Below are 25,975 nucleotides of genomic sequence, written 5' to 3'. Positions count from 1 at the left end.
CCCGTCGGTCGATCCTGCTCCCCTGATGCATTCTCGCCGACCGGTCAGACAGAACCTGCCGTGCGGCGGTCGACGGTGACGGGTCCCGCGCCGGCGTCGCCCCGGGTCACGTGCCACGCGGCACCTCGGCCGTGCACCGACGCGGCGCGTTCCTCCCCGTCGCTGCGCCACTCGACGGCGGTGTGCTCGTCGATCGCGACCCCGTCGCCGACGAGACCCGCGGTGGCCGCAGCGACCAGACGCGACACCGTGCCCCACTGCGCGGCGTGCACGTCGACCGAGAACGGCACGAGCCCGAGGCCTGTGACCACCGTCACGTCGTCGAGCTCTTCGCCGGCATCCTCATCGCACACGACCACGCCGTCGATCAGGTAGCCGCCGATCACGGCCCGCTCGGCGGCGATGGCCGCGCCCGCCGAGAAGCCGAGGTACGGGGTGCCGGCGGCGACCCGCTCGTGCACGAGCGGACCGATCTTCGCGAACGCCGCGTGATAGGCCGGGGTGAGCCCGCCGCCGACGAAGATGCCGTCGGCCCCGTCGAGCGCCGTCGCGTCGAAGGCCGCGCCCTCCTCGATGGCGTGCACCGAGACGTCGGCCCCGGCGAGACTCAGGGCGCTGCGGAACCGCTCGACGGTCTCGTCGTCGTCGTCTTCGAGAACGAGGAGGGCGTGGATGCCGGGCGCCCCGCTCCCGCCGGAGCGGGCGGCTGCGGCATCCTCGACGAATCGGGCGAACAACAAGACGACGGCATCCTCGTCCCTCCCGCCGCCGACGAGATGGACGGTTCCGGGTTGGCGGGGCATGCGGTGCTCCTCGTCGGGGGACGGCTGACGCGCTCAGTCTTGCGCACTCCGCCGATGTCGGGCCACCCGGCGGCGAGACGACGCAGGTTGCTGTCTGACAGCGTCCCTGGGTGCCGTTTGCGTCGTCTCGCCGGTCGAACGCCAATGCCTGAGCACCGAGACGACGCAGAGTGCTGGTCGGCGGCGGTTCTGCGGACCATCTGCGTCGTCTCGGCGCCGAAGAGGGCTGCAGCCGCGCCCCACCACACGTGATGATGGGTCTATGCCTGCCGCCCACCGCCCCGGACTCCGGGTCGCCCCGGGCGTCACGATCGCCGAGGCCGAGCTGGCGTGGCGGTTCTCGCGATCGTCCGGTCCGGGCGGCCAGGGGGTGAACACCGCTGACTCTCGCGTCGAGCTCGTGTGGGATGCCGCAGCCTCGCCGGCCCTCTCGCCGCTGCAACGCGAGCGGCTGCTCGAGCGCCTGAGCGGGCGCCTCGTCGACGGGATGCTCACGATCGCGGCATCCGAGCATCGCGCGCAGCTGCGCAACCGCGAGGCCGCACGCGACCGGCTCGCCGCCATCGTCGCGGACGCCATCCGGCCGCCCGCGCCGTCACGCCGACCGACGAAGCCGAGCCGGGGCGCCAAGGAGCGGCGGCTGAAGGAGAAGAAGCGGCGCACCGACGTCAAGCAGCTGCGCAAACCGCCGCGCGACTGACCGGCGAGCGAGACGCGGTTCAGCCGACCGGGATGAAGAACGCCACGAGCGCGACGACCGCCGCGATGGCGAAGGCGAGCACCGTGATGAGGAGCGCCTTGCGCTGATCCTTCTTGCGGAACTCTGCCTCGTACACCGTCTCTTCCGTGCCCAACTGGCCGAAGTTGTAGAGGCCGCGCGAGGCGAATCCGACGCAGAAACGGAACGCCGCCTGCAGGAACCCCTGGGCCGCGAGGAATACGGGCGCCGCCACCAGCAGTCGCCACGGCGCCGCCCAGCCGAGGGCGAACGCGACGACCAGGAACACGGCCGCGATCGCAAGCCCCACCCAGCCCGACATGCGCCGCCTGCGGATCTCGGCCGGCCCGATGTTGCACACGCCCGGCTGGTACTCGGCAGTCTTGTTCATGTCGACAGTCTGGCGCACGGCGTGCACGGCGACGCGCGAAAGAGCACAATGGCCTCGACGGCCGCACGCGCCGCGGGAACTCGGAGGGCCGCCGTGGCTGACATCGATGGCAACTGGGCGATCGAGGTCGCGACGCTCGCCGGCTCGCGTCGCTACGACCTCACGCTGACCACGGAGGGCACCGTGCTCACCGGCACGGCGATCGGCGACACCGGCCCGATCGCGATCAGGAACGGCACGGCGGCGGGCGACACCGCCGAGTTCACGCTCGACTTCGTCGCCCCCGTGCCGATGTCGCTCCGGTTCGTCTTGCATGTGGTCGGCGGCCGCCTGACCGGCACCGCCCAGTCCGGACCGTTTCCGCCGAGCACAGTCCTCGGCACGCGCACCGCGTAGCGCCCTGGACTCACGCGAACCCAGGAGAACCATGGCCATCAGAATCGACAACGTCGCCATCGCGGTGCGCGACCTCGAGGCGACGATCGCCTTCTTCACCGACCTCGGCCTCACCGTCATCGGACGCGACACGGTCAGCGGCGAGTGGACCGACACAGCTGTGGGCCTCGACGGCAACCACGCGAAGATCGCGATGCTGCAGACGCCCGACGGGCACGGCCGCCTCGAACTCTTCGAATACATCCACCCCGATGCCATCGAGACCGAGCCCACGCTTCCCAACGAGATCGGCATGCACCGGGTCGCGTTCGCCGTCGACGACATCGACGAAGCCCTCGAGATCGCCGCGAGGCACGGCTGCCACCCGCTTCGCGGCGTCGCCACCTACGAAGACGTGTACAAGCTCACCTACGTGCGAGGCCCGAGCGGCATCATCGTGATGTTCGCCGAGGACGTGAGGAAGGGCTGACGTCGGGTCAGTCGCTGTTGAGCTGAAGCCAGTTCCCCTCGGAGATCACCCGCACCTCACCGTCGACGACGGAGATCGCCGTCTGTTCGTCGATCGCGTAGGCGGGGTTGTCGATCCTCGTCGCCCAGTCCCGCGCCGCGTCCGACGTGTTCGAGGACCAGCCCGGGTAGTCCAGGTGCGGAAAGATCGAGAAATCCACGAGGCCGAGCGTCTCGTCGCCGCCGTCGGGCTTCCAGTCCAGGAACTCCTTGCCGACGCGCGGCGTCATCACCATGCTGCCCGCGCTCACACCCACCCAGACGGTGTCGGTCAGCGACGCCATCTCGTCATGCAGCCCGGATTCCAGCATCCAGTCGCGGAGGTAGATCGCCTCGCCGCCGTCGACGAGGAGTACGTCCGCGTCGCGCACCCACGGCAGCCAGCGATCGCGACCGATGCTGGGGAGCGCCGTCAGTTCGAGGACTCCGACCGACTTCCAGCCGAGGTCCACCAGGCCCGGCTCTCCCGGCCACCGCCCGGCGGTCGACATCCACACGCTCCGGGGCGAGCACATCGGCTGACCCCACTGCGCCGTCGGGATGAAGAGCGCATCGCACTCGTCGATCGGCTTGCCGAGCATGTCGACGAGCGCCTCGCGAATGGAGGCGTTCGTGATCCCGCCCGAAGTCAGCAGAAGTTTGACCATGATGGGACGCTAACGCAACCCACCCCCGCTGACCCTTGGGTACACGTTTGCCCTGCGTTCTGCGACCGGCTTGCGGATCGGCGAGAAGGGTCGAGAGGATGCAGGAGAGGGTCGCCGGCTGTCGACATCCGTGGGATGCGCCGGTCACCGTCTGAGAGGCAATGATGACCGTCGATCCGAAGTCGGCTACATCGGCCACCCGCGAGGCGAACGAGAAGGCCCGCGAACGCTACGCGATGGAGGACGTCGAAGACTTCGAAACAGCGCGGCGGGGACTGGTCGCACCGCTGCCCGACGGCAGAGTCATCGCCGATGACGGTGCCGTGGCCTACGACGTGGAGCGACTCGCGTTCCTCGAGGGCGATGGGCCGGCGCCGGACTCGGTGAACCCGAGCCTGTGGCGACAGTCCCAGCTGATCTACCAATCAGGCCTGTACAAGGTCACCGAGCGGCTTCACCAGGTCCGCAATCACGACATCGGCAACCTGACGATCGTCGAAGGCGACGAGGGCCTGATCATCATCGACTGCACGACCGGGATCGAGCCTGCGAAAGCCGGCCTGGAGCTGTACCGCGCTCACGTCGCGGACAAGCCCGTGGTCGCGATCATCTACACGCACACCCACATCGACCACTACGGCGGCGTCAAGGGACTGGTCGACCCGGCGGACGTCGCCTCGGGACAGGTGCCGATCATCGCTCCGGGAACGATCGCGTCGTTCGACAAGTTCGCGATCGGCGAGAACGTGATCGCCGGCAACGCGATGAGTCGGCGCGCGTCGTATGCATTCGGCAATCTGCTCGAGAACGGGCCGCTCGCGATGATCACGAACGGGATCGCATCGATCGGGGGGCGCAACATCACGGTGTCGTACCTGTCTCCCACCGACCCGATCACCCGCACAGGCGAGACCCGCTCCATCGGCGGCCTGACGTTCGAGTTCCTCTACGCGCCCGACACCGAAGCGCCCGAAGAGATGCACATCTGGATTCCGGAACTGAAGGCGCTCACCTGCGCAGAGAACGCGAACCACTCGCTGCACAACATCCAGACCCTGCGCGGCGCACGCACCCGCGATGCACGCAACTTCGCCCGCTACCTCGACGAGACCCTCGTCCGGTGGGGCGACGAGGTCGAGGTGCACTACGGGCCGCACACGTGGCCGGTGTGGGGAAACGCTGAGGTTGTCGAGTTCCTCGAGTCGCAGCGTGACACGTACAAGTACATCCACGATCAGGCGCTGCGCCTCGCCAACCAGGGATACACCCCGCTCGAAGCCGCTGAAGTCGTCGAGCTGCCACCGGCGCTCGCACGCCGTTGGTTCAACCGCGGCTACCACGGCACGCTCCACCACGACGTCCGCGCCGTGTTCACCAAGGAGCTCGGGATGTGGGACGGCGACCCCGTGTCGCTGCATCCGCACACGCCCGTCGACACCGCCAAGCGCGTGGTCGCGATGGTCGGCCGCGACGCCATCCTCGCCGAAGGCAGCCGCGCCATTGCCGTCGCCGACTACCGGTGGGCCGCGCAGATCCTCCACAGCCTCGTTTTCGCCGACCCCGCCGACGACGAGGCCCGCAACCTGCAGGCCGACGCGTACGAGCAGCTCGGGTATCAGGCCGAGGGCCCGCAGTGGCGAGGCATCTACCTCACCGCGGCGAAAGAGCTCCGTGATGGCGTCATCCCCGCCCGGTTCGCGAGCGCGAGTCCCGACACGATCCTCGCGATGCCCCTCGACATCCTCTTCGACTTCGTCGCCGTCCACATCAACGGACCGGCCGCAGCCGAGGCGGATGTCCAGTTGAACTTCGAGTTCACCGATGCCGGAGAGACGTGGACGGTGTGGGTGCGCCAGGGCGTCCTCAACGCACGGCCCGGCGCGTCGCCGGATGCCGGTCTCACCGTCAGCGGGCCGAAGCCGGCGCTCGTCGGCGTGCTTCTGCAACCCGGCGCTGCCGCGGCTCTGATCGAGAAGGGCGCCGTCGGCGTGACCGGCGACGAGGGTGTCCTCGATGCGCTCATCGAGCTCGTCGACCAGTTCGACCCGAACTTCGCGATCGTCACCCCGTAGCCCGGCACGAAGGAGTTCCCATGGACGAATCCACAAGTGGATCGGAATCGATCTCGGCGGCCGCGTTCCACCGGGCGCCGGGCGTCTCGGACTGGCATGTCACCGGCACGGGGCCGCAGGCGGTCTTCACCGCGACCTCCCTCGCCCACGCCGCAAGCCTCCTCACGCCTGTCGTCGCGGCGGCAGAGCGACACGGCATCCAACCCGATATCGACGTTCGGCCCGAGGGAGTCGTCGTGCGCGTCCCCGACCGCACGACTGACGGCGTCCCCGCCGCCGCCGCGGACTTCGCTGCAGAGGTCTCTCGCGCGGCAGCCGAACTGCAGCTCACGCCCGATCCGTCACGCGCGCAGTCGGTCGGGATCTACGTCGCCCAGCATTCACAGGCCGACGCGCGCCCCTTCTTCATCGCGGCGCTCGGCTACGAGGCACTCGGCGACACGGATGCCGTCGACCCGCTGCGCTGCGGGCCGCAGCTCGCCTTCAACCCGATCACCGGCGATGCGCCGGCGCGGGGTCGCACCCACTTCGACGTCTTCGTGCCGGCCGATCAGGCGCGGGCACGAGTGGATGCTGCGCTCGCCGCAGGCGGCAGGCTCGTCGACGACTCGAACGCGCCTGCCTGGTGGTCACTCGCATCGCCCGACAACCACGGCGTCGACATCGCCGCGTGGACGGACACCTACGGCTGACCCGAAGTCATGTCGCCGGTACCTGCCATGATCCCCACGACGAGGTGACCGGCGGGAGGGCGGATGCGGGGCGAGGCGACCGTGCTGCACGCCGATCTCGACGCCTTCTACGCGTCGGTCGAGCAGCGCGATGCGCCGGCGCTGCGTGGCCGGCCCGTCATCGTCGGCGGCGGTGTGGTGCTGGCGGCGAGCTACGAGGCCAAAGCCCGCGGAGTGCGGACCGCGATGGGCGGCCGACAGGCGCGCGAGCTCTGCCCGGATGCCGTGATCGTCCGCCCGCGGATGGACGCCTACTCCGCCGCCAGCAAAGACGTCTTCGCGATCTTCCGCGACACGACGCCGCTGGTCGAAGGCTTGTCCATCGACGAGGCCTTCCTCGAGGTCGGCGGGCTCCGCCGTATCGCCGGCACACCCGAGCAGATCGCGGTGCGACTGCGCGAGCGGGTTCGCGACGAGGTCGGACTCGCGATCTCGGTCGGCGTCGCACGCACCAAGTTCCTCGCCAAGGTCGCGAGTGCCGTCAGCAAACCCGACGGACTGCTCGTGGTCGAGCCTGACGAGGAGCAGTCGTTCCTCCTCCCGCTCCCCGTCGAGAGGCTGTGGGGAGTCGGCGCGGTGACCGCCGAGAAGCTGCGCCGGCTCGGCATCCGCACCGTGGGGCAATTGGCCGAGCTCGAAGCCGCGACCGCCGAGCGGCTGCTGGGCAGGGCGGCCGGCGCGCACCTGCACGCCCTCGCCCGGCTGCGGGATCCGCGGCCCGTCGACACCGCGAAGCGCCGCGGATCCATAGGCTCGCAGCGCGCGCTCGGCAACGCGCCGCGGACGGCCGAAGAGCTCGACCTCTTCCTCACCCAGATCGTCGATCGGCTCGCCCGTCGCCTCCGCGACCGCGATCGGGTGTGCCGGACCGTGGTGCTGCGCCTCCGCTACGGCGACTACGCGAAGGCCACCCGATCGCGCACGATGGGCACGGCGACGGGCAGCACCGGCGTGCTTCTCGCCGTCGCCCGCGGGCTGCTGGACGCCGCGCTGCCCCTCATCGACGAGCGCGGCATCACCCTCATCGGCATCTCGCTGTCGCAGCTCGCGAGCGCCGACAGTGTGCCGCCGGAACTGCCCATCGATTGGGACGACGGGTCGCGCCTCGACTCGGTTCTGGATGCCGTCCGCGATCGCTTCGGCGCCACTTCGGTGGCGCGGGCCGCGCAACTCGGTCGCGACCCGGGCTGGTCGACCCCCGTGCTGCCGGAGCACGAGTGACGGCTGTGTCGGCGGCCGACCGTACCCTGCACGCATGCCGGAGCGTGTCGAACTGTGGTGGGCCCGCCGCCAGTTCTCCAAGGGGACGGAGGTGCCCTACCCTGTCGGGAGCTACCGCGACGCGTGGGCGCCCTTCCCCGCACTCATCCGCCAGTACCACCCCGAGCTCAACGCCGGGATCACGCTGACCCAGATACCGCCCGCGGCCGACGTTCTCCTGCTGTGGCAGTGCGAAGCGGGCCACGCCTTCGCTGCGACCCCCGACGAGCAGCGCAATCGCCCCGGCCGCGAACGCCGCCGTTCGGCCTGGTGCCCCGAGTGCGCCGATCTGGCTCGGCCCGCCCGTGCGCTGCCGATGCGCGACTCGGTGGCCTGGCCCGATTCTCCGGCTCCCGTCGCGATCGCGCACCCGGTCGAACGCACGGTCCTCCGGGCACGAAAGCCGAAGTCGGCTCGAACGGTGTGCCCGAAGACCCCCGACCTGGCCGTCGGAGAGCCGTTCCATTCGGAGTGCGCGCCGAAACCGGCATCCGCGATCGAAGCGAAGCTGCGCGCCGATCTCTTCGCGCGCCTGCGGGTGACGCCGGGCCTCAATGCCGTGCGTGTCGCCCGACCGTTCTTCGACCACGTCGAGGTGTGGCCCGACATCGTCCTCGCCGAACTGCGGGTCGCCGTCGAGTACGACAGCACCGGCCGGCACGGCCTCGAGCACGTCGGCAAGCGCGAAGACGCCGACCGCCGCAAGGATCGGGCGCTGCGGGCCGCCGGGTGGGAGGTGATCCGCATTCGCACGGGCAAGCTCGCGCCGCTCGGCCCCCACGACATCCAGCTGGCGACCTGGGGCCGGCGCGGGCTCGACGACCTCATCGATACGCTCAGAGACCTCCGCGGACCCCTGCTCGTCGACGCTTACCTCGCGTGAAGGCGCAAGAAGGCATGCCGCCTCGCCCACGCTCCTCGAGCGACGACGGCGTCCCGGGCGAGAATAGGCACATGCTTGTCGTCATCTCCGGACTGCCCGGCACGGGCAAGACGGCGGTCGCCACCGAGGTCGCCCGCGAGCTCGACGCCGTTCACCTGTCGATCGACACCGTCGAAGATGCGCTTCTGGGGGCCGGCCTCCCGCGCTCCTGGACGACCGGCGTTGCCGCCTACGAAGCCGTACGGGCCGCCGCTGAGCAGAATCTGACGCTCGGCCGGATGGTGGTCGTCGATGCCGTGAATGACAGCGAGGCAGCCCGCGACACCTGGCGTCGCGCGGCCGCGACAACGGGCGCAGAGCTGATCTTCGCCCTTCTGAGCCTGGATGACGAGGTTGAACATCGTCGCCGGTTGGAAGGTCGAAGCCGCAACCTGACGAACGTCCGCGAGCCGAGCTGGGATGACGTGCGCAGTCGCGCGGCGACCTTCGAGCCATGGGTCGATGAGCCCCTGCGCGTGAGCGCCGACGGATCTCTGCAGCAGATCGCCGCGGTCATCCTGGCGCGACTCCGCGGCTGAGGCGGTCGGGTCAGCGCCGGAACCACCGACGTCGCCGTCGTGCTGGGATCTCCGCTGCGGCATCGGCCTGCTGCGCGGCTGCTCTGGTGGCGGCGCGGCGTTCTCGCCAGGCGTGAACCTCCGCCTCGACATCGCGCGTCGGAGTCACGACCGGCGGGCCCCCTTGCAGCTGACGTCGCGCATCGACCACTCGGCGGTTGAAGTCGTCGAGAATCTCACGGACCCTCGCTTCGGTCGGCTCCCGATCGAGTTGAGCGTCGAGCTCGAGGTTCTCCGATCGCAGGGTCAGTGCCGGCGGACCGAGCCCGGTGAGGTTCTCGGTCTCGATCTTCCGTCGGATCCACCAGTCCGGATCGTGATGGGTCCCCAGCCCCTCCAACGGCTTGCCCGACCCCGGAAGATCGTCGAACTCGCCGCGACGGATCGCCTGCTGGATCGCTGTCTCGATGAAAGCCGACTTGTTCTCGGCGTTCAGCGACATCGTCGGCCGGCCTTCGTCAGAGCCCGTCGAGGTGTCTTCCCCCGCGGCCCGCTGAGCTGCATAGCGAGCGGCATTGCTCATGGCGTCAGACATTCGCCACCCTCTGTCGTGTGCTCGTTCCCATCTCCCAGTCAACCTCAGAAACCGCTCGCGGCCGAGAATCACAAAAAGATAACGACAGATGCTTGCCACCGTTACCTCCCCGTTATAGAGTTCAGGAACGGTAGTTGTTTTGCTGTGGCAGCTACCGGCATGTGATTGCAGGACACTCTTGGTGCAAGGGACATGGGCCGGTCGGAAGCCTCTCCGACCGGCCCTATCCGTGCCAGGCTCGACCCATGGACTCTGAGAACCCGTACGCATCCCGCCCCTGGCTGTCGGCGTACGCGCCGGGCGTTCCCCACGACATCGACGAGGTCACCGAGAGCCTCTCCGACATGATCGAGGCGGGCATCGCCCGCTACGGCAAGGCCACCGCGCTGGAGTTCTTCGGCGCGACGACGACCTACCGAGAACTCGGTGAGCAGATCGCACGCGCGGCCGAGGGCCTGCGTCGCCTCGGGGTCTCGCACGGCGATCGGGTGGCGATCGTGCTGCCGAACTGCCCCCAGCACGTCGTCGCCTTCTACGCGGTGCTGCGCCTGGGCGCGATCGTGGTCGAGCACAACCCGCTGTACACCGCGCGCGAGCTGCGCCACCAGTTCGAAGACCACGGCGCACGTTTCGCGATCGCGTGGGACAAGGTCTACGACACGATCGACGCCTTCCCCTCCGACATGAGGGTCGAGCGCATCGTCAGCGTCGACATCACCGAGGCGATGCCGTGGACCACCCGCGTCGCGCTCCGGCTGCCGATCGCGAAGGCTCGTGCCGCCCGAGCCCAGCTCACCACGACACCGCAGGCCAAGAAGGTGCTCGCGTGGTCGGAGCTCGTCGATTCCAAGCGGCTGAGTGCCCGGCATCCACGTCCCGCCGTCACCGACATCGCCCTCCTCCAATACACGAGCGGCACGACGGGCACCCCGAAGGGTGCGATCCTCACGCATCGCAATCTGCGCGCGAATGCGATGCAGGGTCGCGCGTGGGTGCCGGGGCTGAAGGAGGGCGAAGAGACGTTCTACGGCGTGCTCCCCCTCTTCCACGCGTACGGGCTCACACTCTGCCTCACGTTCGCGATGAGCATCGGCGCAAGGCTGGTGCTCTTCCCGAAGTACGACGCGAAGCTCGTGGCGGATGCCGCGAAGAAGAGTCGCCCGACGTTCCTCCCCGCCGTGCCGCCGATCTATGACCAGCTCGCGCGTTCGGCGGCCCACGGCGACATCGACGTGACGAGCGTGCGCTTCGCGATCTCGGGGGCGATGAGCCTGCCGGTCGACACCGTCGCGCGTTGGGAGGAGGCGAGCGGCGGCCTGCTCGTCGAGGGCTACGGCATGACCGAAACCTCGCCGGTCGCGCTCGGCAATCCGATCGGCCCCTCGCGGCGACCCGGAACCGTCGGCGTGCCGTTCCCGAGCACCGAGATCCGGGTCGTCGATCCGGAGAATCCCACGGTGAACGTGCCGTTCGAAGAGCGCGGCGAGCTGCTCATCCGCGGACCCCAGGTCTTCCAGGGCTACTGGCACCGGCCCGCCGAGAGCGCCGAGGCGCTGCTCGCCGGCGGCTGGGTGCGCACCGGCGACATCGTGACCGTCGCGCCCGACGGATTCGTCACGGTGGTCGATCGCATCAAGGAGATCATCATCACGGGCGGCTTCAACGTCGCTCCGACCGAGGTCGAAGCGGCGCTGCACGCGCACCCCGACATCGTCGACGCCGCCGTCGTCGCCCTCCCGCGCGCGGGTGGCGAAGAGGTCGTGGCGGCGGTCGTGATGCGTGAGGGGGCGGAATTGGATGCCGAGGCGCTCCGCGATTTCTGCAAGCAGCACCTCGCCGCCTACAAAGTGCCGCGCAAGTTCTTCGTCGTGGAGGAGCTGCCGCGCTCGCTCATCGGCAAGGTGCTGCGGCGCCAGGTGCGGGAGCAGCTGCAGCGCGAGGGGTAGGAAGCGTCACACCCCGCCGCCGCCTCCTCCTCCGCCGCCGCCGCCGGCCGAGCCCCCACCACTGGAGCCGCCCGACGTCGACGAGGAAGAAGCCGTGCTCGCCGACAGTGTCGAGATGCCCGACGAGAACGACGACGCGTCGAATCCCGCCGTGCCGTAGTACCAGCTGGGCGAGTTGCCGGCGCCGTAGAGCACCGCGAGCTCTTTCGCCCACTCCTTCTCCTGGCCGAACACCACCGCATAGGGCAGCAGCGTCTCGTACAGCTTGAGTTTCTGCCGCGGATCGTTCACGTCGATCGGCACGCGCTCGGCGCCCGCCGGCGACTGCAGCATGCGGATGCGATCGGCCTCGGCCCACTCGATGAACACCTTGAGGCCCTCGAGGTGGTCGCGCACCTCGGCGCCGGCCGCCGTCAGCGGCATGCGCGCGACCATCCCGGCCGCGACGAAGACACCGAGGCCGGACGCCACGATCAACACGATCGGCACGAGTGGATTCACGAGGTTCTCGAGCGCGGCGAACCCGAAGACGACCACCAGCGCCGCCGCGATCGCGGCGAGGGCGATCGGCCACACGCGCACACTGGCGGCGACCGGGCGCCGCAGCCCCCGGTTCACGAGCTCCTGGTTCGCCGCCTTGAGGATCTTCTGCGCGGCGCTCGAGAAGCGGGTGTCGGAGCGGCCGAACTCGAACTCCTCCCCCGGCACTCCCATCGGGAAGAGGCCTTCGAGCAGCATGAGACCGTCGCCGTCGGCGCGCGAGGGATCGACCAGCACGGCCTTGAGCTTTGCCCCGCCGAAGAGGCGTCGGTCGCCTTCTTCGATCCGGAGGCTCCCGACGATCGCCTGCTCGAGCACCTCGGCCGGGATCGCCTTCGCCGGCAGCCCGCGCAGCATCGCGCTCTCGAGGGCGTCGACGGCGCGCGGCGGGGTGTATTCGGCGATGATCGTCGGCCGGCCCGGCTCGTCACGCAGCCGGCGACGGCGCGTCACGCCGGCGAACACGATCGCGCCCCCGAGCCCGACAGCCGCGAGCCCCTGCAGCCAGCCCCACGGCGATGCGAGATACGACGAGTCGAACGCGGCGAAGGTCTCGCGCTCGAATCCGACGGCGATCGTCATCGTCTCGAACGGATCGAGGTTCGCCGCGCCGGCCACCACCGCCTCGGCATCCGTTCCGATCTCGCACGTCTCGGTCGATCCCGCATACCCGACGTAGCAGGCCTGATCGCCGGTTCGGGCGGCCTCGAGTTCGGGCGACAGCGTCAGGCGTGCGGTCACCCGACCGAACGGCTGACGCCACTCGGTGCCGTTGACGTTCCAGTAGAACTCGTCCACGCCGACGTCGGAGAAGTATCGCGTGACGTTCTCGAGCGTGTAGGTGAAGACGTATACCTGCCGGCCGTGCACGAAGTCGCCGGCACGCGAGGTCATCGAGTAGTAGCCGTCCTCCGATTCGGTCTCGGCCTCGCGGGGGCGCCCCTCGGCATCCGTGATCGAGACGAGGTCGGGGTGCAGCGGCGCGCCGAGATAGGAATCCGGGATGCTGCGACGCATGCCCCGGTTCTGGTCGAACTCGGGGAAGATCGCCACGAACGTCTCGACGACCCGCAGCGTGCTCGTGCCGTCGTCGGAGCGCCCCAGTTCGTACTCGACGTCGAGGCTTTCGAACACGAAGTCGTCGACGTCGGCGCGCGCCGGGATGCCGGGTGCCAGGATCGCGAGGACGAAGCCGAGCGCCGCCGCGAGGGCGATCGCCGCCAGCGGAGCGCGCCACCGGCGTCTCGGTTCGGCTGACACAGCAAGAGGCGTCCCCATGCGCACAGCCTAGAACCCGCAATCGCCGTACTCTGGTGCGTATGACCGATCGCCGTCTCGCCATCGATGCGTGGGAGAGTCTGTTCCGCGCCCAGCACGAGGTGTTCGACGAGATCAAGGGCGACTTCGACGAGACGCTCACGCAGGCCGAGTACGACGTGCTTCTCACCGTCACGCGCGGCGCCGACCAGACGGCCCGCCTGCGCGATGTCACCGCCAACATGCTGATCAGCCAGCCGAGCGTCTCGCGTCTGGTCGACCGCATGGCCCAGCGCGGACTCATCGCCAAGTGCGCCGACCCCGACGACGGGCGCGGCGCGCTCGTGCGCGCGACCGATGAGGGCGCGTCGCTGTTCCGCAAGGTCGCGACGCTGCACGGTCGGGCGATCGCGGAGCGGATGTCTTCACTGACGGATGCCGAGCTCGCCCAGCTGCGCGACCTCACCGCCAAGCTCCGCAAGAAGCAGCCCGGCTGCTGAGTCGCGCCTGAGTCGGCTGGCGTTACGGCGTCCGGCGGCGGAGCGTGAGCGAGGCGAGGATCAGCGACCCGACCGCGAACGCCACGACGATCAGGAGCGGACCGAATACCTCCCACCCTTCATCCCCCGCAGTGACGGCGTTGATCGTGTCTATCGCATAGCTGAGCGGCAGCCAGCTCGAGATCGCGTACAGCGCATCGGGCATGTCCTCGCGGGGCATGAAGAGCCCGCCCAGGATGATCTGCGGGAACACCAGGATCGGCATGAACTGCACCGCCTGGAACTCGGTGCGCGCGAACGCGCTCGCGAGCAGCCCGAGCGCTGTGCCGAGGAGCGCGTCGACCACGGCGACGAGGCCGAGCTGCCACAGCGGCCCTTCGACGTCGAGGCCGCACACCCAGACCGCGAAGGTCACGGTGACGACCGCCTGGATCGTGGCCATCAGGCCGAACGCCAGGGCGTATCCGACGATGAAGTCGGCCTTGCCGATCGGCGTCGTCATGAGCCGCTCGAGCGTGCCCGAGCGGCGTTCGCGCAGCGTCGTGATCGAGGTGATGAGGAACATCACGATGAAGGGGAACAGCGCCAGGATCGCCCCACCGAACTGGTCGAAGACGCCCTCCTGCTCGCTGAAGAGCCACGCGAAGAGTCCGACGAGCAGGCTCGGCGCGATGAGCATCAGCGCGATCGAGCGTGGGTCGTGGCCCAGCTGTCGCAGCACCCGGCCCGCGGTCGCGAAGGTGCGGACGCCGTTCATGCGCCGGGCTCCGAGTGCTCTGCCGCATCCTGCTGCACGAGCGCGAGGAAGGCGGCATCCGGATCCTGCGTGCCGGTGTCGGCGAGCAGGCTCGACGGTGTGGTGTCGGCGATGATGCGGCCGGCGCGCATGAGGAGCAGGCGGTCGCACCGGAGCGCCTCGTCCATGACGTGGCTCGACACGATGAGCGTCGAGCCACGGTCGGCGAGGTCGCGGAACAACGTCCACAGCTCGCTCCGCAAGAGCGGATCGAGGCCCACGGTCGGCTCGTCGAGCACGAGCAGCTCGGGCGCGCCGAGCATCGCGACCGCGAGGGACGCGCGGTACTCCTGCCCGCCGCTGAGGGATCCGATCGTCTGGTGCCGCTGGTCGGCGAGGCCGACTTCGTCGATCACGCGGTCGGCGTCGACGCGCGGAGCGCCCAGCAGTCGCGCGAAGTAGCGCACGTTCTGGTGGATCGTGAGGTCGGCGTACACCGATGCCGCCTGCGTGTCGTACGAGACGCGGCGGCGCAGCGCCCGTGATCCGGCGGGTTCGCCCAGCACCGTGACCGTGCCGCCCGCAACCTTCTGCACCCCGACGATCGAGCGCAGCAGGGTGGTCTTGCCGCAGCCGGAGGGCCCGAGAAGCCCCGTGATCTGACCGCGCGGGATGCTGAGATCGAGCCCGCTGAAGACCTCGGTGTTGCCGCGGCGCACGCGCAGGCCACGTACGTCGACGGCATCCATGGTCGCCACGGGCAGGTTATTCATCACGTGATGAATTATTCGCCCACGGAGGATGCCGGTCAACCCCTGCGTGTGTTCCGCGCGCTACGTCGCCGGGTTGGTCGCCTTGCCGTCGAGCCACAGCGTGTCGGACGGATCCGCGTGCGCGCCGCCGGAGTCCACGTGCTTCGCGCTGATCTGCGGCCCCTTCGTGATCACGTGCACGAGCGCCATCGCGTGTCCGCGCCCGAGGCTGTAGTCCTCGCCCAGCCACGTGACGATCTCGCCGGCCTTCGTGCCGGGACCGAAGCCCTTCTCGGCCGCGAGGTCGATGAACTGGCGCGGTGTGAGACCGGTCTTGTCTTCGATGTTGTCGAGATATGCCTGGAACGACATAGGCGTCCTTTCGTCGGTTCGTCAACCGTAGAGGTAGGCCTGGACATTCGGGGCGATGCGTTTCACGAGCTCGTCGACCGGGGCCTCGGCGAGCGCGGGCAGGCGCAGGATGTAGCGGGCGATGAGCAGCCCCGCGATCTGCGTTGCGACCAGCGACGCGCGGAGCTCGGCATCGGGCGCATCCAGCGACCGCGCGATGCGCGCAAGGAGTTCACGTGAGAGGAACTCCGCGAGCAGAGGCGTGGTGAGCTTGTTGCCGATCGCCGTTCGCAGCAGCACGACGCCGCGCCGGCGGACGTCGGGGTCCTCCCACGACTCGAGGATGTAGCGCACGATGCGCTCGCCGACCTCGTCCTGCGGGCCGGCCAGGATGCCCGGGATCGCCCGATCCGGTCGCATCGGGGCGCCCACGGTCTCGCCGAACAGATCGGCCTTCGTGCCGAAATGGTGGTGCACGAGCGCCGAGTCGACCCCGGCGCGGGCGGCGATCCCGCGCATCGTCGCGCCGTCGTACCCGGCCTCGCCGAACTCGTCGATCGCGGCGGCGAGGATCCGCTGCCGCGCGTCGGACTCACCCGCGCGCGGCCGACCGCGGCGCCGCTTCGGCACGGGCACGACGTGTTCCACCACGTGGCCAGCCTACGACCGGCCCGCGGCGGGCGCGTCAGTCGGCAGCATCCACTCGCCGTCGACCGTCCCTGCCAAGATGAGGCATGGCCTTCGGCATGACCCGTGACGTGCTGCGCCCGACCGACTCGTCGCGCGCCGACCGCGTGACCTATGTCGAGCTGTTCTTCGACCTCGTGTTCGTCTTCGCGCTGACGCAGCTGTCGGCGTACCTGTATGAGAACCAGACGCCGCTGGGGCTGCTCGAGGGCACGATCATGGTGTGCGCGCTGTGGTGGGCCTGGGTGTCGACGACGTGGGTGACCAACTGGCTCGATCCCGTGAAGCTGCCCGTGCGCGGGGCGGTCGTGGCCCTCGCTTTCGTGGCGCTGCTGATCAGCGTGTCGATCGCGGAGGCGTTCGGCGACCGGGCGTGGACGTTCGCGATCGCCTACGTCGTGCTGCAGGTCGGCCGCACCGGGTTCATCGTGTGGGCGACGGCCCGGCACGCCCCGAAGGTGTCGCGCGACTTCGCGCTCGTGCTCGCCTGGACCGTCGCCGGTGCGGCGCTCTGGATCGTCGGCGCCCTGCTGCCGCTGCCGTGGCAACTGCCGCTGTGGGCGCTCGCGCTCGGCCTCGAACTGGTCGGCACTCTGCTCGGCTACCCGGTGCCGGGGCGCGGACGCGTGCTGATCGGGTCGTGGGACCTCTCGGGCCCGCACATCGCCGAGCGCACGTCCCTCTTCGTCCTGATCGCGCTCGGCGAGGGGCTGCTGGTGACGGGCTTCGCCTTTGTGGAGAAGGAGTCCTCGCCCGAGACGATCGTGGCGATGGCGACGGCGTTCCTCGCGGCGGCCGCGATGTGGTGGATCTACTTCGACCACGGCGAGCGCATCGGCTCGGAGGCGATCGAGGCCTCCGACGAACCCGGACGCCTCGCCCGCACGGCCTACACCTGGATCCACCTCGCGATCATCGCGGGCGTCGTGCTGCTGAGCGTGGGCGACAAGGAGGCGCTGTCGCATCCGCACGAGCACGGCTTCGCGGTGACGCTCGTGGTGCTGGGCGGTCCGTTCCTCTTCCTCGTCGGCACGGTGCTCTTCCGGCGCGTGCTCGAGCGGCGCTGGGCGCGCGCGCAGGTGGCGGGGCTCGGCGCGCTGGTCGTGCTCGGGGTGATCGCGGCAGGCACCGACGCCCTCGACACCCTCGTGCTGTCCATTGCGGCGGTGGTCATCCTCATCGGCGTGGCGGTCGGCGAGACCGTCGGCCGCGTGCGGCGAGGCCGCCGCAGCGGCGGCTGACCCGCGTTCGGGGCGTCTCCCGTGCACGACGCGCCGGAACCGTCGGCGTGTCGTGGACGCGGCGCGCCCCAAACCCGGGACGAGTGGATGCCGCGCGGCTGCCACCTCAGTCCTCGACAAGCAGCGACGCACCCCTCAGCACTCGATGACGTTGACCGCGAGGCCGCCCTCGCTGGTCTCCTTGTACTTCGTCGACATGTCGATGCCGGTCTGGCGCATCGTCTCGACCACGGCATCGAGCGAGACGTAGTGCGAGCCGTCGCCGCGCAGCGCGAGGCGCGCGGCGGTCACCGCGGTCGACGCTGCGATCGCGTTCCGCTCGATGCACGGGATCTGCACGAGCCCGCCGACCGGGTCGCACGTGAGCCCCAGGTGGTGCTCCATCGCGATCTCGGCGGCGTTCTCGATCTGCCGGTTCGTGCCGCCCATCACGGCGGTGAGTCCGCCCGCGGCCATCGCGCACGCCGACCCCACCTCGGCCTGGCAGCCGCCCTCAGCACCGGAGATCGAGGCGTTGGCCTTGAAGAGCGACCCCAGCGCGGTCGCGGTGAGAAGGAAGCGACGGATGCCGCGACGGCGGTTCGCCTCGGCCACCACCTCGGCGTCTTCCTCATGGGTCTGCAGGGGCTCAGGGTGCCCGGCGAAGCCGAGGAGGGCGCTGCCCACCAGCTCGCCGTACGGGGTGACAGCGTTACCGGCGCCGAGGCCCGAGTCGGCCAGGAACCGCCACCAGTACATCGCGACCGCCGGCAGGATTCCGGCGGCGCCGTTGGTCGGCGCAGTGACGACGCGGCCGCCGGCGGCGTTCTCTTCGTTGACGGCGAGGGCGAAGGCGCCGAGCCACTCCCCCGGCAGCTCGCGGTGCCCGGTCGACTCGGCGACCTCGAGCTGCTCGCGGATCGCGCCCGCCCGCCGCCGAACCGCCAGCATGCCCGGCAGCACGCCGTCGGCGCGAAGGCCGGCTTCGACGCAGGCCGACATGGCGTCCCAGATCGCGTCGAGTCCGGCGGCGATGTCCTCGTCAGACCGCAGCGCCTCTTCGTTGAGCCGAGCCGCCTCGGCGATCGTGAGGCCCCGCTCGTCGCAGAGGTTCAGCAGGTCTTCCGCGCTCGCGAAGTCGAGCGGATACGCGTGCGGCGCGATGCGGGGCGGTTCACCGTCGCGGCGGATGAAACCCCCGCCCACCGAGTAATAGGTCTCGCGCAGCACGAGGTCGGCGTCGTCCTCGACACGGGCGACGGATGCCGACTCCCCCGCGTCATAGGCGACCCCGGTCGCGCGGACGGCGGCGGACGCATCCGATCCCTCCGGTCGCCCGCCCGCACGAGCCCCGGCCGTCCCCCACGCTTCGAGCGTCATGGCGTTGGGGTGCGCCGGCAAGCGCGTGCGCGGGGCGAAGACGACGTCGGACTTGTCGAACGCGATCGGGCGGGTGCCGTCAAGAGCAAGTTCTGCACCCGAAGGCCAGGCCGACCAGGCCGATCGCACGACCGCGGGGTCGACCGTCTCGGGCTCGAGCCCCTGCAGGCCTGCGACGACCGCGTCGGGGGTTCCGTGACCGATGCCGGTGGCTCCGAGCGAGCCGTACAGCGTGCACGTCACGCGCTCGACCTGATCGAGCAGCCCCTCCTCGCGCAGACGCATGGCGAAGTCGCGGGCCGCCCGCATGGGTCCGACCGTGTGGGAGCTCGAGGGTCCTACTCCGATGGAGAACAGCTCGAACGCCGAGACGTAGGCGCTCACGGGTTCAGACTATCTGACCGATCGTTCGGCCACGCCCTCGCGAGGACCACCGCCCTCACGCCCGCGTGAAGAACTCGACCGCCGCCTGCCGGAACACCCGCGATCCGGGCGCGTTGAAGTGATGCCGGTCGGGCAGCTCGACGAACTCTCCGCGCGGCGTCGCCGCCGCGAGCCCCATCGAGCGCTCGAGGATGGCGTCTTCGCTGCCGGTCGCGAAGAGCACCGGCTGCTGCGGCGGTTGGGCCGGATCGGGATCGGCGTCGCCGAGGCGCATCCCCTCGGCGAGCGCGACGAGCGCGCGCAGGTCGTTGCCGGGCACGCGCTCGGCGAGGGTGACATAGTTGCGCGTCACCGGGTCTTCGACCGCGGTGCCGTGATCGGCGTACGCGCGCGCCTGCTCGATCTGCAGCCGGGCGAGCGGACGACCATCCGGGATGCCGCCGAGCACCGCCGTCGAGACGCGCTCGGGCGCCGTGACCGCGAGCTGCCAGCCGACACGGGCACCCAGCGAGTAGCCGGCGTACAGAACCGAGTCGACGAGGTGGGTATCGAGCACCTCGACGAGGTCGCCGACGAGCGCGTCCATGGCGTACGCGGAGGGCTCGTGGGGTTTGTCGCTCGCACCGTGGCCGCGCTGGTCGACGCCCAGCACGCGGAAGCCGGCGCGCGTGAGGTCACGCACCCATCCCGTGCTGACCCAGTTGTCGCGACAGCTCGACGCGAAGCCGTGGACGCACAGCACCGTCGGCGCGTCCTCGTCGCCCCACAGGTAGGTGGCGATCCGATAGCCCTCGGCCGACATGACGAACCGGGGCGCGGGCATCTCGGTCAGGGCGGGGAGTGCGGCATCCATTCCCCCAGTCTCCCCCTCAGCGCGCCACCACCGGCCTCATGGACGCTGGAACGCGACGAGGGCGACCGTGTTTCCCTCTGAATCGGCGATGAACGCCTGCCACTCCTCGTGGCCGGCGGGCCCGAGCGTGTCGTCGGTGTGCGTGAAGATGACGTGTGGGGGCGAGACGACATCGACCATGCCATCGAGCCGTTCGAGCGCCTCGTGCACGTTGTGCACCTGGAGGTAGAGGAGCGATGACGGCGCGTTGCGATCGAGCAGCAGCCGTACGCCGTCGAGGTCGAAGAACAGCAGTCCCGGAGGATCGAATCTCGCGCTCGGTTCGGTCTCGAGCAGCACCGTGTAGAACTCGGCCGCGCGCTGGAGGTCGACGGCGCGCTGGGCGATCTGGACAAGTCTCATGCGCGCCATTCTCGCGTGCGGCGACCCGAGGTGCCAGGAAGAGGGGCGAACTAGGGTGGCACCGTGACGGCATCCGATCCCTCCGATCCCCGCGACCCGCGTGATCCGCTCGGCCTCGCCGCCGACGCGCCGCTGCTGGCGGCCTGGCTCGGCTTCGACGAGGCGGTGCGCTCAGGCGCCGTGACGCCGTTCACGATTCCGGGGCACAAGCACCGGACGGATCTCGTGGGCGACGTGATCCGCGGCGACGTGCCGTTCTACGGCGGGCTCGGCACGATGAAGGATGCCGACACCGTGCTCGCCGATGCCGAACGCCGCGCTGCGAACGCGTGGGGCGTCGACTGGTGCCGCCTGTCGGTGGGCGGCTCGACGCACGCGAACCAGGCCGCGGTGCTGGCGCTCGGACGCCCCGACCAGAGCGTCGTCGTCTCGCGGACGCTCCACCGTTCGCTCCTGCTGGCGATCGTGTTCGCGGGTCTGCGCCCGGTGTGGGTGCGGCCCGAGATCGACGTGACGACAGGGCTCCCCGGCGCGATTCCGGCGAGCGCCGTGCGCACAGCGCTCGCCGCGAACCCCGACGCATGCGGCGTCGTGATCGGCGATCCGTCGTATGTCGGCACAATGAGCGACATCGAGGCGATCGCCGCTGCTGCACACGAGGCGGGCGTGCCGCTCGTCGTCGACGGCGCGTGGGCCGCGTACTTCGGCTTCTCACCGCGGGTTCCCGAGCACGCGCTCGCACGCGGTGCCGACGCGCTCGTGATGAGCGCCCACAAGACCCTGCCCACGTGGAGTCAGGGCGCGCTCCTCGTCGCCCGCACCACCCGCTCGGGCGCGCTCCTCGACCCCGACCGCCTCGAGCGGGCCTTCGACGCCTCGCACACGACGAGCGCCGCCGGAGCGATCCTCGCGAGCGCCGATGCATCGCGCGCCCTGCTCGAGCAGCACGGCATCCGACTCATCGACGATCTCGTCGCGCTGGTGGCGCGAGCACGCGACCGGCTCGAAGGCGTGGCCGGCATCGCCGTGCTGCGCTCGAGCGACGAGCTCACGGTCGATCCCGCGAAGCTCGTCGTACACCTCTCCGGAACCGGCGCGCACGGCCACGCCATCGAGCGTGACCTGCTCGCCGCGGGTCTGCCCGTCGAGATGGCGGATCGCGACGTGATCGTGCCCATCATCACGATGGCGGATGCCGCCCCCGCGGTCGACCGTCTGCTCCACGAACTGATCGCGGCGGTCGAGCGGCATCGCGGGGAACCCCGGCACCCAGCGGTGTCGCCCGCGTGGACCGTGGATGCCGAGACGGCGCTCGCGCCGCGCGAGGCGTTCTTCGCACGGCACGAGACCGTTCCAGTCGACGCCACCGTCGGACGGGTGTGCGCCGAGCTCGTTGCCCCGTATCCGCCGGGGGTTCCCGTGCTCGCACCCGGCGAGGTCGTCAGCGCGACCGCGATCGAGGCCCTCCGCCAGACGCTCGCCGATGGCGGCCGCATCGCCTACGCCGCCGACCCGACTCTCGCGTCGATCCAGGTGGTCGCGCGCTGATCGTGCCGCATCCGCGCGGGCAGCCCGAAGGGGCGGGCCGCGCAAGCGACCCGCCCCTCCGTCATCTCAGAAGGCCGGTCAGCGTGAGACCGGGATCTCCTTCTCACCGAACGTGTCGATGACCACCGGACCGAGCAGACCGTAGTTGTACGCCGTCCGAGCCGCAGCCGCGGTGTCGAGGCTCCGCAGCCGGTTGATGAGCGTCGAGGCCACCCGAACCTCGAGCGTGTTGGCACCCTTGACGAGGTACGGCGTCACGTCGACACGGCTGTCGAGCTGGTCGACGGCCACGCTGTGACCGTTGACCTTCACGGTGTACGTGTCGAACACCTTGCCGAGGTCGAGGTGCGCCCCGTCGCTCTTGCCCCACTTCGACAGCGTGAACGTCGTCGAGTAGGTTCCGATGCCCGATGTGTTCTCGAGTCCGGCGATCTCACGCCAGGGCTTGAGAGCGTCCAGCTCGACGCTGACGGTCGACTTGTCGGTCGCCATCGCGGCCACGCCGAAGGTCGTGGCGTAGTCGTTCGCAGGCTTCCAGTCCTCCACGGTGAGCTGCCACGTCGCAGCCGAGAGGTCGACGTCGGGCATGACCTTGCCGACCGGCGTGCTGACGGTGCGGCCGTCGCTCAGCGTGGTCTTGTAGTTGCCCTGCGCATCGGCGCGGACGACCACCCGACCCTCAGCGTTGACGACGGCGCCGCCATCGGCCTGTGTCGAGGTGACGAACACGCCCGGAGCGGCGGCGCCGAAGCGGGTCGGGTCGTCGGCCAGAGCGATGATCGTGTCCTCATCGATCCCGAGGGCGAGCGGCACGATGACTCGGCCGTCCTCCACCCGGTACTCGGCGATCGGCGTGACCTCGCCGCTCGCAGCATCCAGCACGAACGGATATCCGTCGCCCTCGAGCGCGACCTCGATGTCGATGGGCTCACCCTGGTCGACGCATCCGGTGGTGATTCCGGGCGTCACGCAGGCCCACGCTCCTTCGAAGTTGTACTGATACCCGGCGGGCGTGCCCGACGGAGCACCGACCATTCCCTGGTTGTAGAGGAAGAAGTAGTCGGTATCCGTCGCCTCGTCGACACGACGAACACTCAGCAGACCGCTCTCCTCACTCGGCTTCGCCGCCGGTTCGACGCCGGCAGCCTCAAGGGCAGCGGGCACCGCAGCCTGGTTCGCGACCTGTTGCACGTTGTCGAGGGCGAGGAGTTCCGCGATCACAGCCTGCAGCGCGGCGTCATCCTCGGGGGTGTTCCCCGTGGTCTTGCTCGGCGGTGCGCCGACCACGATCACCGGGAGTCCTTCCTGTGCGAACGCGAGGAAGCGCTCTGCCGCATCGAGCGGCATCGACGTCTTCTCGGGGAAGTTCGCGGGCTCCAGGGTGCTGTCGATCACGAGCGCTCCGTACGAGGGACCGTCCACCGCGAGGCGGCCGTCGGTGACCTCGACGTTCGGCAGGTCGAGCAGACGCGGGCTGAGGTAGTCGCGCGTGTAGCCGGCGCGCTCGAGACCCGGGTCACGCCACATGCGGAATCCACTCGCGACCACCGACGGCTGCAGGTACAGGTAGTTCTGCAGGAAGACGGCGACGTCGACCTTCGCGTCGCCCTGCGTGAGCACCTGCTGGTTGCGTGCCATGTCGAGGTTGACCTCGGCTCCGTCGGCGAACCAGTTCGGCTGACGCACGCCCCACCCGTTCGAGAATCCGGCCGCACCGAAGTTGTGGTAGCCCGGCCACCGGCTCGTGGCCGATTCACCGTAGGGGTACACGTGATACACCATCTTCGTGATGCCGCCGGCGAAGCTCTTGTTCATGCGGACCTGCACGCTCTCCAGGCTCTCGGCGTTGGCACCGCCCGACACCGCGCAGCACTCGGTGGAGTACCACGGGTTGCCCGTGAGGTGGTTGGCCGACGCGATCGGCAGGTAGCTGTCGACCTCGTCGACCGCGAAGAGCGACTCGTGCTCGGGACGATCGAGCTCGGCAGACACCGCAGCCTGATCGAAGATCGGAATCGTCGCCGAGCGCTCGCCTTCAGGCTGAAGTCGCATGACGAAGCCGTAGTCGCGGATCCACTCCTGCGTCGGGCGGATGTGGTTCTCGAGCCAGAGGTCGGTGCGCACCTCCACCAGATCGTTGAAGACGCGCGGGGCGGTTCCGTCGGCGAAGCTGAACGACGTCGGGAAGAGTGCAGCGAGGTTCGGTGTCAGCTCATAGCCGGCGCGATCGGCGAACTCCGCAGCCATGTCGTTGGTCCACAGCTCGTCGGGTGAACCGCGGTCGCTGGAGTGCGAGTCGTAGAACAGGTCTCCGCCGTTCTCGCGCATGAGTTCGGCGATCTCGGGCGTCCAGGCAGCCTCCATGCTCGCGATCAGCTGGTCGTGGCCCTCGGTCGAGAACGGATCGGGCTGATTGAACGCACCTCGACTCCAGAAGGTGACGACCTGCCAGGTTCCGCCGGCGGGTGCGGTCCAGGTGAGCGAGCCCGCCGTGGTGCCGCCTTCGACGCCGAGCGTGTTCGTGCCGGTCAGCGTGGAGGTGAGGTCGATGGCCGAGTCGGGATCGAGCACCGCCTGGCCCGTGGGCCCGCACGCTGACGTGCACTGGTAGGCGACGACCGCGACGACCGTCGTCCGGTTCGGCGAGGCGGCCGGGGCGGGCAGCGCTCCCGTGAACGTCGCGCCGCCGGCGACAGCAGCACGACTGATCACGAGTGTCTTGCGCGCGTGGTCGTCGTTGATCGAGTACCCGGTGGGATTCTGCGTCGGGCCGTGGCTGAGGCTGACCTTGATGCCCAGCTCGTTGGCCGTCTCGAGGATCTCGATGAGCTGCGCATCGTTGGGGTATGCGCCCTGGCCGAGCTCCACGCCGCCGATGTTCGCGGCCTTGGCCTCTTCGAGCAGCTGGCGGAGGAGGGCAGGGTCGGCCGTCGGCGGCATGTTCACGCGCACCCACGGCAGGTCTTCTGCCGGCGGTGCCGCGAAGGTGTCCGCGGTGAGCGCCGTGACGGGATTGAAGCTCCAGTCCTTGCCGGCGGCGTCTGCCGTGGCGGCGACGGCCGTCGAGGAGACCCCGACGAAAGCGCCTGCGGCGAGGGATGCTGCGGCGATCACGCACACGGCGGTGCGCAGTGGCCGAGCCTGGGCTCTCGGGGCCGGCGGGCGGGCGAGGGTCAGGTTTTTCGGGTCGCTTCGTCGAGACACGGGATTCTCCTTGGATCGGGTCGTTCTCTGGTGGGTTTGAGGTTGGTTCGCCCGTTTCGGGCGCGCACCGATGAGACGTCACCGCAGTGAGTCACTCGGATACGTCTGTGGTGCCGGCGGCGCGGCTCTGCACGCCGCCGGCGGGTTGTGGTGCTTCGGCTCAGAAGTCGAAGTCGCCGATGTTGTCGGCGTCGAAGACGTAGGGGTCGCCGAGGAGGACGCTGGCGCCCTCGCCGACCTCGAACGTGCCGAGCTTGCCGGCCTCGAACGAGTCGCCCTCTTCACCGGTGATCTCACCCGTGATCAGCGCCTGCGTCGCGAACGCGGCCAGGTAACCCAGATCCGCCGGGTTCCACAGTGCGAACGCGGTCACGGTGCCGTCCTCGACGTACTCCCGCATCTGGTTCGGCGTGCCCAGACCGGTCAGCGCGACCTGGCCCTTGTACTCCGACGTCGACAGGTACCGTGCCGCAGCCGAGATCCCGACCGTGGTGGGCGAGACGATGCCCTTCAGCTCCGGGTACGTCTGCAGCAGCGCCGCAGTCTTGTCGAACGAGGTCTGGTCGTCGTCGTCACCGTAAACGGTCTCCACGAGCTCGATGTCGGGGTGGCTCGCCGCGAGCTCAGCCTCCATCATCTCGATCCACGCGTTCTG

General features: G+C 69.8%; 26 protein-coding genes. 12 read left to right on the top strand and 14 right to left on the bottom strand.

Features of this window, described 5'->3' with window-relative positions:
• Positions 1–44 precede the first annotated feature (44 nt).
• Positions 45–803, bottom strand: a complete 759-nt coding sequence (locus FFS15_RS00130; RefSeq protein WP_137842982.1) for a Type 1 glutamine amidotransferase-like domain-containing protein — start codon at positions 801–803, stop codon at positions 45–47.
• A gap of 262 nt (positions 804–1,065) precedes the next feature.
• Between FFS15_RS00130 and arfB the strand changes: the two genes are divergently transcribed.
• Positions 1,066–1,503, top strand: a complete 438-nt coding sequence (gene arfB, locus FFS15_RS00125; RefSeq protein WP_137842981.1) for an alternative ribosome rescue aminoacyl-tRNA hydrolase ArfB — start codon at positions 1,066–1,068, stop codon at positions 1,501–1,503.
• 19 nt (positions 1,504–1,522) lie between these two features.
• On the opposite strand, the gene FFS15_RS00120 is transcribed toward arfB, so the two are convergent.
• Complete coding sequence (locus FFS15_RS00120) at positions 1,523–1,912, bottom strand: hypothetical protein (protein ID WP_137842980.1); 390 nt, start codon at positions 1,910–1,912, stop codon at positions 1,523–1,525.
• Between the two features lie 93 nt (positions 1,913–2,005).
• Here FFS15_RS00120 and FFS15_RS00115 point away from each other — a divergent pair, with 93 nt between their 5' ends.
• The gene (locus tag FFS15_RS00115; RefSeq protein WP_137842979.1) at positions 2,006–2,308 is read left to right on the top strand and encodes a hypothetical protein; all 303 of its coding nucleotides are present in this window, start codon (positions 2,006–2,008) and stop codon (positions 2,306–2,308) included.
• A gap of 31 nt (positions 2,309–2,339) precedes the next feature.
• Positions 2,340–2,777, top strand: a complete 438-nt coding sequence (locus tag FFS15_RS00110; RefSeq protein ID WP_137842978.1) for a VOC family protein — start codon at positions 2,340–2,342, stop codon at positions 2,775–2,777.
• Positions 2,778–2,784: 7 nt separating this feature from the next.
• Here the strand turns inward: FFS15_RS00110 and FFS15_RS00105 are convergent, their stop codons facing one another.
• Positions 2,785–3,462 carry a Type 1 glutamine amidotransferase-like domain-containing protein gene (locus FFS15_RS00105; RefSeq protein ID WP_137842977.1) on the bottom strand — a complete coding sequence of 226 codons (678 nt, stop codon included), beginning with the start codon at positions 3,460–3,462 and terminating at the stop codon, positions 2,785–2,787.
• 164 nt (positions 3,463–3,626) lie between these two features.
• On the opposite strand from FFS15_RS00105, the gene FFS15_RS00100 reads away from it, so the two are divergent.
• The 5 genes from FFS15_RS00100 (at position 3,627) to FFS15_RS00080 (ending at position 8,986) form a co-directional block, all read left to right on the top strand.
• Positions 3,627–5,534: an alkyl sulfatase dimerization domain-containing protein gene (locus FFS15_RS00100; protein ID WP_137842976.1), complete on the top strand. Its 1,908-nt coding sequence runs from the start codon at positions 3,627–3,629 to the stop codon at positions 5,532–5,534.
• A gap of 20 nt (positions 5,535–5,554) precedes the next feature.
• Positions 5,555–6,226, top strand: coding sequence for a VOC family protein (locus FFS15_RS00095; RefSeq protein ID WP_137842975.1), 672 nt, complete (start codon positions 5,555–5,557; stop codon positions 6,224–6,226).
• A 63-nt stretch (positions 6,227–6,289) separates the two neighbouring features.
• Positions 6,290–7,486 carry a DNA polymerase IV gene (gene dinB, locus FFS15_RS00090; RefSeq protein ID WP_137842974.1) on the top strand — a complete coding sequence of 399 codons (1,197 nt, stop codon included), beginning with the start codon at positions 6,290–6,292 and terminating at the stop codon, positions 7,484–7,486.
• Between the two features lie 34 nt (positions 7,487–7,520).
• Positions 7,521–8,408 carry a zinc-ribbon domain-containing protein gene (locus FFS15_RS00085; protein ID WP_137842973.1) on the top strand — a complete coding sequence of 296 codons (888 nt, stop codon included), beginning with the start codon at positions 7,521–7,523 and terminating at the stop codon, positions 8,406–8,408.
• Positions 8,409–8,479: 71 nt separating this feature from the next.
• A complete protein-coding gene (locus FFS15_RS00080; RefSeq protein WP_171013023.1) occupies positions 8,480–8,986 on the top strand; it encodes an AAA family ATPase in 507 nt (168 codons plus the stop codon).
• 10 nt (positions 8,987–8,996) lie between these two features.
• Here the strand turns inward: FFS15_RS00080 and FFS15_RS00075 are convergent, their stop codons facing one another.
• A complete protein-coding gene (locus tag FFS15_RS00075; RefSeq protein WP_137842971.1) occupies positions 8,997–9,560 on the bottom strand; it encodes a DnaJ family domain-containing protein in 564 nt (187 codons plus the stop codon).
• A 245-nt stretch (positions 9,561–9,805) separates the two neighbouring features.
• Here FFS15_RS00075 and FFS15_RS00070 point away from each other — a divergent pair, with 245 nt between their 5' ends.
• Positions 9,806–11,506, top strand: a complete 1,701-nt coding sequence (locus FFS15_RS00070) for a long-chain-fatty-acid--CoA ligase (RefSeq protein WP_137842970.1) — start codon at positions 9,806–9,808, stop codon at positions 11,504–11,506.
• Between the two features lie 6 nt (positions 11,507–11,512).
• On the opposite strand, the gene FFS15_RS00065 is transcribed toward FFS15_RS00070, so the two are convergent.
• A complete protein-coding gene (locus FFS15_RS00065; protein WP_137842969.1) occupies positions 11,513–13,324 on the bottom strand; it encodes a DUF2207 domain-containing protein in 1,812 nt (603 codons plus the stop codon).
• Positions 13,325–13,365: 41 nt separating this feature from the next.
• Between FFS15_RS00065 and FFS15_RS00060 the strand changes: the two genes are divergently transcribed.
• Positions 13,366–13,803: a MarR family transcriptional regulator gene (locus tag FFS15_RS00060; protein ID WP_137842968.1), complete on the top strand. Its 438-nt coding sequence runs from the start codon at positions 13,366–13,368 to the stop codon at positions 13,801–13,803.
• A gap of 22 nt (positions 13,804–13,825) precedes the next feature.
• Here the strand turns inward: FFS15_RS00060 and FFS15_RS00055 are convergent, their stop codons facing one another.
• The 4 genes from FFS15_RS00055 to FFS15_RS00040 are packed head-to-tail and all read right to left on the bottom strand — an operon-like array spanning position 13,826 to position 16,293.
• Positions 13,826–14,560: an ABC transporter permease gene (locus tag FFS15_RS00055; RefSeq protein WP_137842967.1), complete on the bottom strand. Its 735-nt coding sequence runs from the start codon at positions 14,558–14,560 to the stop codon at positions 13,826–13,828.
• Positions 14,557–15,312 carry an ABC transporter ATP-binding protein gene (locus FFS15_RS00050; protein WP_249353646.1) on the bottom strand — a complete coding sequence of 252 codons (756 nt, stop codon included), beginning with the start codon at positions 15,310–15,312 and terminating at the stop codon, positions 14,557–14,559. Before FFS15_RS00050 ends, FFS15_RS00055 begins: the two co-directional genes overlap by 4 nt.
• Before the next feature lie 60 nt (positions 15,313–15,372).
• Positions 15,373–15,663: a DUF4287 domain-containing protein gene (locus tag FFS15_RS00045; RefSeq protein ID WP_137842966.1), complete on the bottom strand. Its 291-nt coding sequence runs from the start codon at positions 15,661–15,663 to the stop codon at positions 15,373–15,375.
• 21 nt (positions 15,664–15,684) lie between these two features.
• Positions 15,685–16,293, bottom strand: a complete 609-nt coding sequence (locus tag FFS15_RS00040) for a TetR family transcriptional regulator (protein ID WP_249353596.1) — start codon at positions 16,291–16,293, stop codon at positions 15,685–15,687.
• 83 nt (positions 16,294–16,376) lie between these two features.
• Between FFS15_RS00040 and FFS15_RS00035 the strand changes: the two genes are divergently transcribed.
• Positions 16,377–17,570, top strand: coding sequence for a low temperature requirement protein A (locus tag FFS15_RS00035; RefSeq protein ID WP_137842965.1), 1,194 nt, complete (start codon positions 16,377–16,379; stop codon positions 17,568–17,570).
• 135 nt (positions 17,571–17,705) lie between these two features.
• Here FFS15_RS00035 and FFS15_RS00030 read toward each other — a convergent pair whose 3' ends face one another.
• From FFS15_RS00030 to FFS15_RS00020, 3 genes are read right to left on the bottom strand one after another with little or no spacing between them, the layout of a single operon-like run.
• Positions 17,706–19,313: an L-serine ammonia-lyase, iron-sulfur-dependent, subunit alpha gene (locus FFS15_RS00030; RefSeq protein ID WP_137842964.1), complete on the bottom strand. Its 1,608-nt coding sequence runs from the start codon at positions 19,311–19,313 to the stop codon at positions 17,706–17,708.
• Between the two features lie 55 nt (positions 19,314–19,368).
• Complete coding sequence (locus FFS15_RS00025) at positions 19,369–20,166, bottom strand: alpha/beta hydrolase family protein (RefSeq protein ID WP_137842963.1); 798 nt, start codon at positions 20,164–20,166, stop codon at positions 19,369–19,371.
• 36 nt (positions 20,167–20,202) lie between these two features.
• Entirely contained in the window at positions 20,203–20,568 is a 366-nt protein-coding gene (locus FFS15_RS00020) for a VOC family protein (protein ID WP_137842962.1), read from the bottom strand.
• 63 nt (positions 20,569–20,631) lie between these two features.
• On the opposite strand from FFS15_RS00020, the gene FFS15_RS00015 reads away from it, so the two are divergent.
• The gene (locus tag FFS15_RS00015) at positions 20,632–22,116 is read left to right on the top strand and encodes an aminotransferase class V-fold PLP-dependent enzyme (protein ID WP_137842961.1); all 1,485 of its coding nucleotides are present in this window, start codon (positions 20,632–20,634) and stop codon (positions 22,114–22,116) included.
• Between the two features lie 78 nt (positions 22,117–22,194).
• Here the strand turns inward: FFS15_RS00015 and FFS15_RS00010 are convergent, their stop codons facing one another.
• Together FFS15_RS00010 and FFS15_RS00005 are read right to left on the bottom strand one after the other, a co-directional pair.
• Positions 22,195–25,320: a glycosyl hydrolase gene (locus FFS15_RS00010; RefSeq protein WP_137842960.1), complete on the bottom strand. Its 3,126-nt coding sequence runs from the start codon at positions 25,318–25,320 to the stop codon at positions 22,195–22,197.
• Positions 25,321–25,480: 160 nt separating this feature from the next.
• The coding region (locus tag FFS15_RS00005) for a substrate-binding domain-containing protein (protein ID WP_137842959.1) at positions 25,481–25,975 on the bottom strand (495 nt) is incomplete at its 5' end.

Origin of the sequence: Microbacterium sp. 2FI, from assembly GCF_005502885.1 — a bacterium.
GTDB lineage: Bacteria > Actinomycetota > Actinomycetes > Actinomycetales > Microbacteriaceae > Microbacterium.
This window is presented reverse-complemented; position numbering and strand designations above follow the sequence as displayed.

Excerpts from the sequence above, each read along its gene's own strand:
- FFS15_RS00075 (WP_137842971.1), bottom strand. The coding sequence starts at position 9,560 with ATGTCTGACGCCATGAGCAATGCCGCTCGCTATGCAGCTCAGCGGGCC.
- FFS15_RS00080 (WP_171013023.1), top strand. The coding sequence starts at position 8,480 with ATGCTTGTCGTCATCTCCGGACTGCCCGGCACGGGCAAGACGGCGGTC.
- FFS15_RS00055 (WP_137842967.1), bottom strand. The coding sequence starts at position 14,560 with ATGAACGGCGTCCGCACCTTCGCGACCGCGGGCCGGGTGCTGCGACAG.
- FFS15_RS00020 (WP_137842962.1), bottom strand. The coding sequence starts at position 20,568 with ATGAGACTTGTCCAGATCGCCCAGCGCGCCGTCGACCTCCAGCGCGCG.
- FFS15_RS00085 (WP_137842973.1), top strand. The coding sequence starts at position 7,521 with ATGCCGGAGCGTGTCGAACTGTGGTGGGCCCGCCGCCAGTTCTCCAAG.
- FFS15_RS00120 (WP_137842980.1), bottom strand. The coding sequence starts at position 1,912 with ATGAACAAGACTGCCGAGTACCAGCCGGGCGTGTGCAACATCGGGCCG.
- FFS15_RS00100 (WP_137842976.1), top strand. The coding sequence starts at position 3,627 with ATGACCGTCGATCCGAAGTCGGCTACATCGGCCACCCGCGAGGCGAAC.
- FFS15_RS00045 (WP_137842966.1), bottom strand. The coding sequence starts at position 15,663 with ATGTCGTTCCAGGCATATCTCGACAACATCGAAGACAAGACCGGTCTC.
- FFS15_RS00060 (WP_137842968.1), top strand. The coding sequence starts at position 13,366 with ATGACCGATCGCCGTCTCGCCATCGATGCGTGGGAGAGTCTGTTCCGC.
- FFS15_RS00035 (WP_137842965.1), top strand. The coding sequence starts at position 16,377 with ATGGCCTTCGGCATGACCCGTGACGTGCTGCGCCCGACCGACTCGTCG.
- FFS15_RS00095 (WP_137842975.1), top strand. The coding sequence starts at position 5,555 with ATGGACGAATCCACAAGTGGATCGGAATCGATCTCGGCGGCCGCGTTC.
- FFS15_RS00130 (WP_137842982.1), bottom strand. The coding sequence starts at position 803 with ATGCCCCGCCAACCCGGAACCGTCCATCTCGTCGGCGGCGGGAGGGAC.
- FFS15_RS00110 (WP_137842978.1), top strand. The coding sequence starts at position 2,340 with ATGGCCATCAGAATCGACAACGTCGCCATCGCGGTGCGCGACCTCGAG.
- FFS15_RS00025 (WP_137842963.1), bottom strand. The coding sequence starts at position 20,166 with ATGGATGCCGCACTCCCCGCCCTGACCGAGATGCCCGCGCCCCGGTTC.
- FFS15_RS00105 (WP_137842977.1), bottom strand. The coding sequence starts at position 3,462 with ATGGTCAAACTTCTGCTGACTTCGGGCGGGATCACGAACGCCTCCATT.
- dinB (WP_137842974.1), top strand. The coding sequence starts at position 6,290 with ATGCGGGGCGAGGCGACCGTGCTGCACGCCGATCTCGACGCCTTCTAC.
- FFS15_RS00070 (WP_137842970.1), top strand. The coding sequence starts at position 9,806 with ATGGACTCTGAGAACCCGTACGCATCCCGCCCCTGGCTGTCGGCGTAC.
- FFS15_RS00050 (WP_249353646.1), bottom strand. The coding sequence starts at position 15,312 with ATGAATAACCTGCCCGTGGCGACCATGGATGCCGTCGACGTACGTGGC.
- FFS15_RS00065 (WP_137842969.1), bottom strand. The coding sequence starts at position 13,324 with ATGGGGACGCCTCTTGCTGTGTCAGCCGAACCGAGACGCCGGTGGCGC.
- arfB (WP_137842981.1), top strand. The coding sequence starts at position 1,066 with ATGCCTGCCGCCCACCGCCCCGGACTCCGGGTCGCCCCGGGCGTCACG.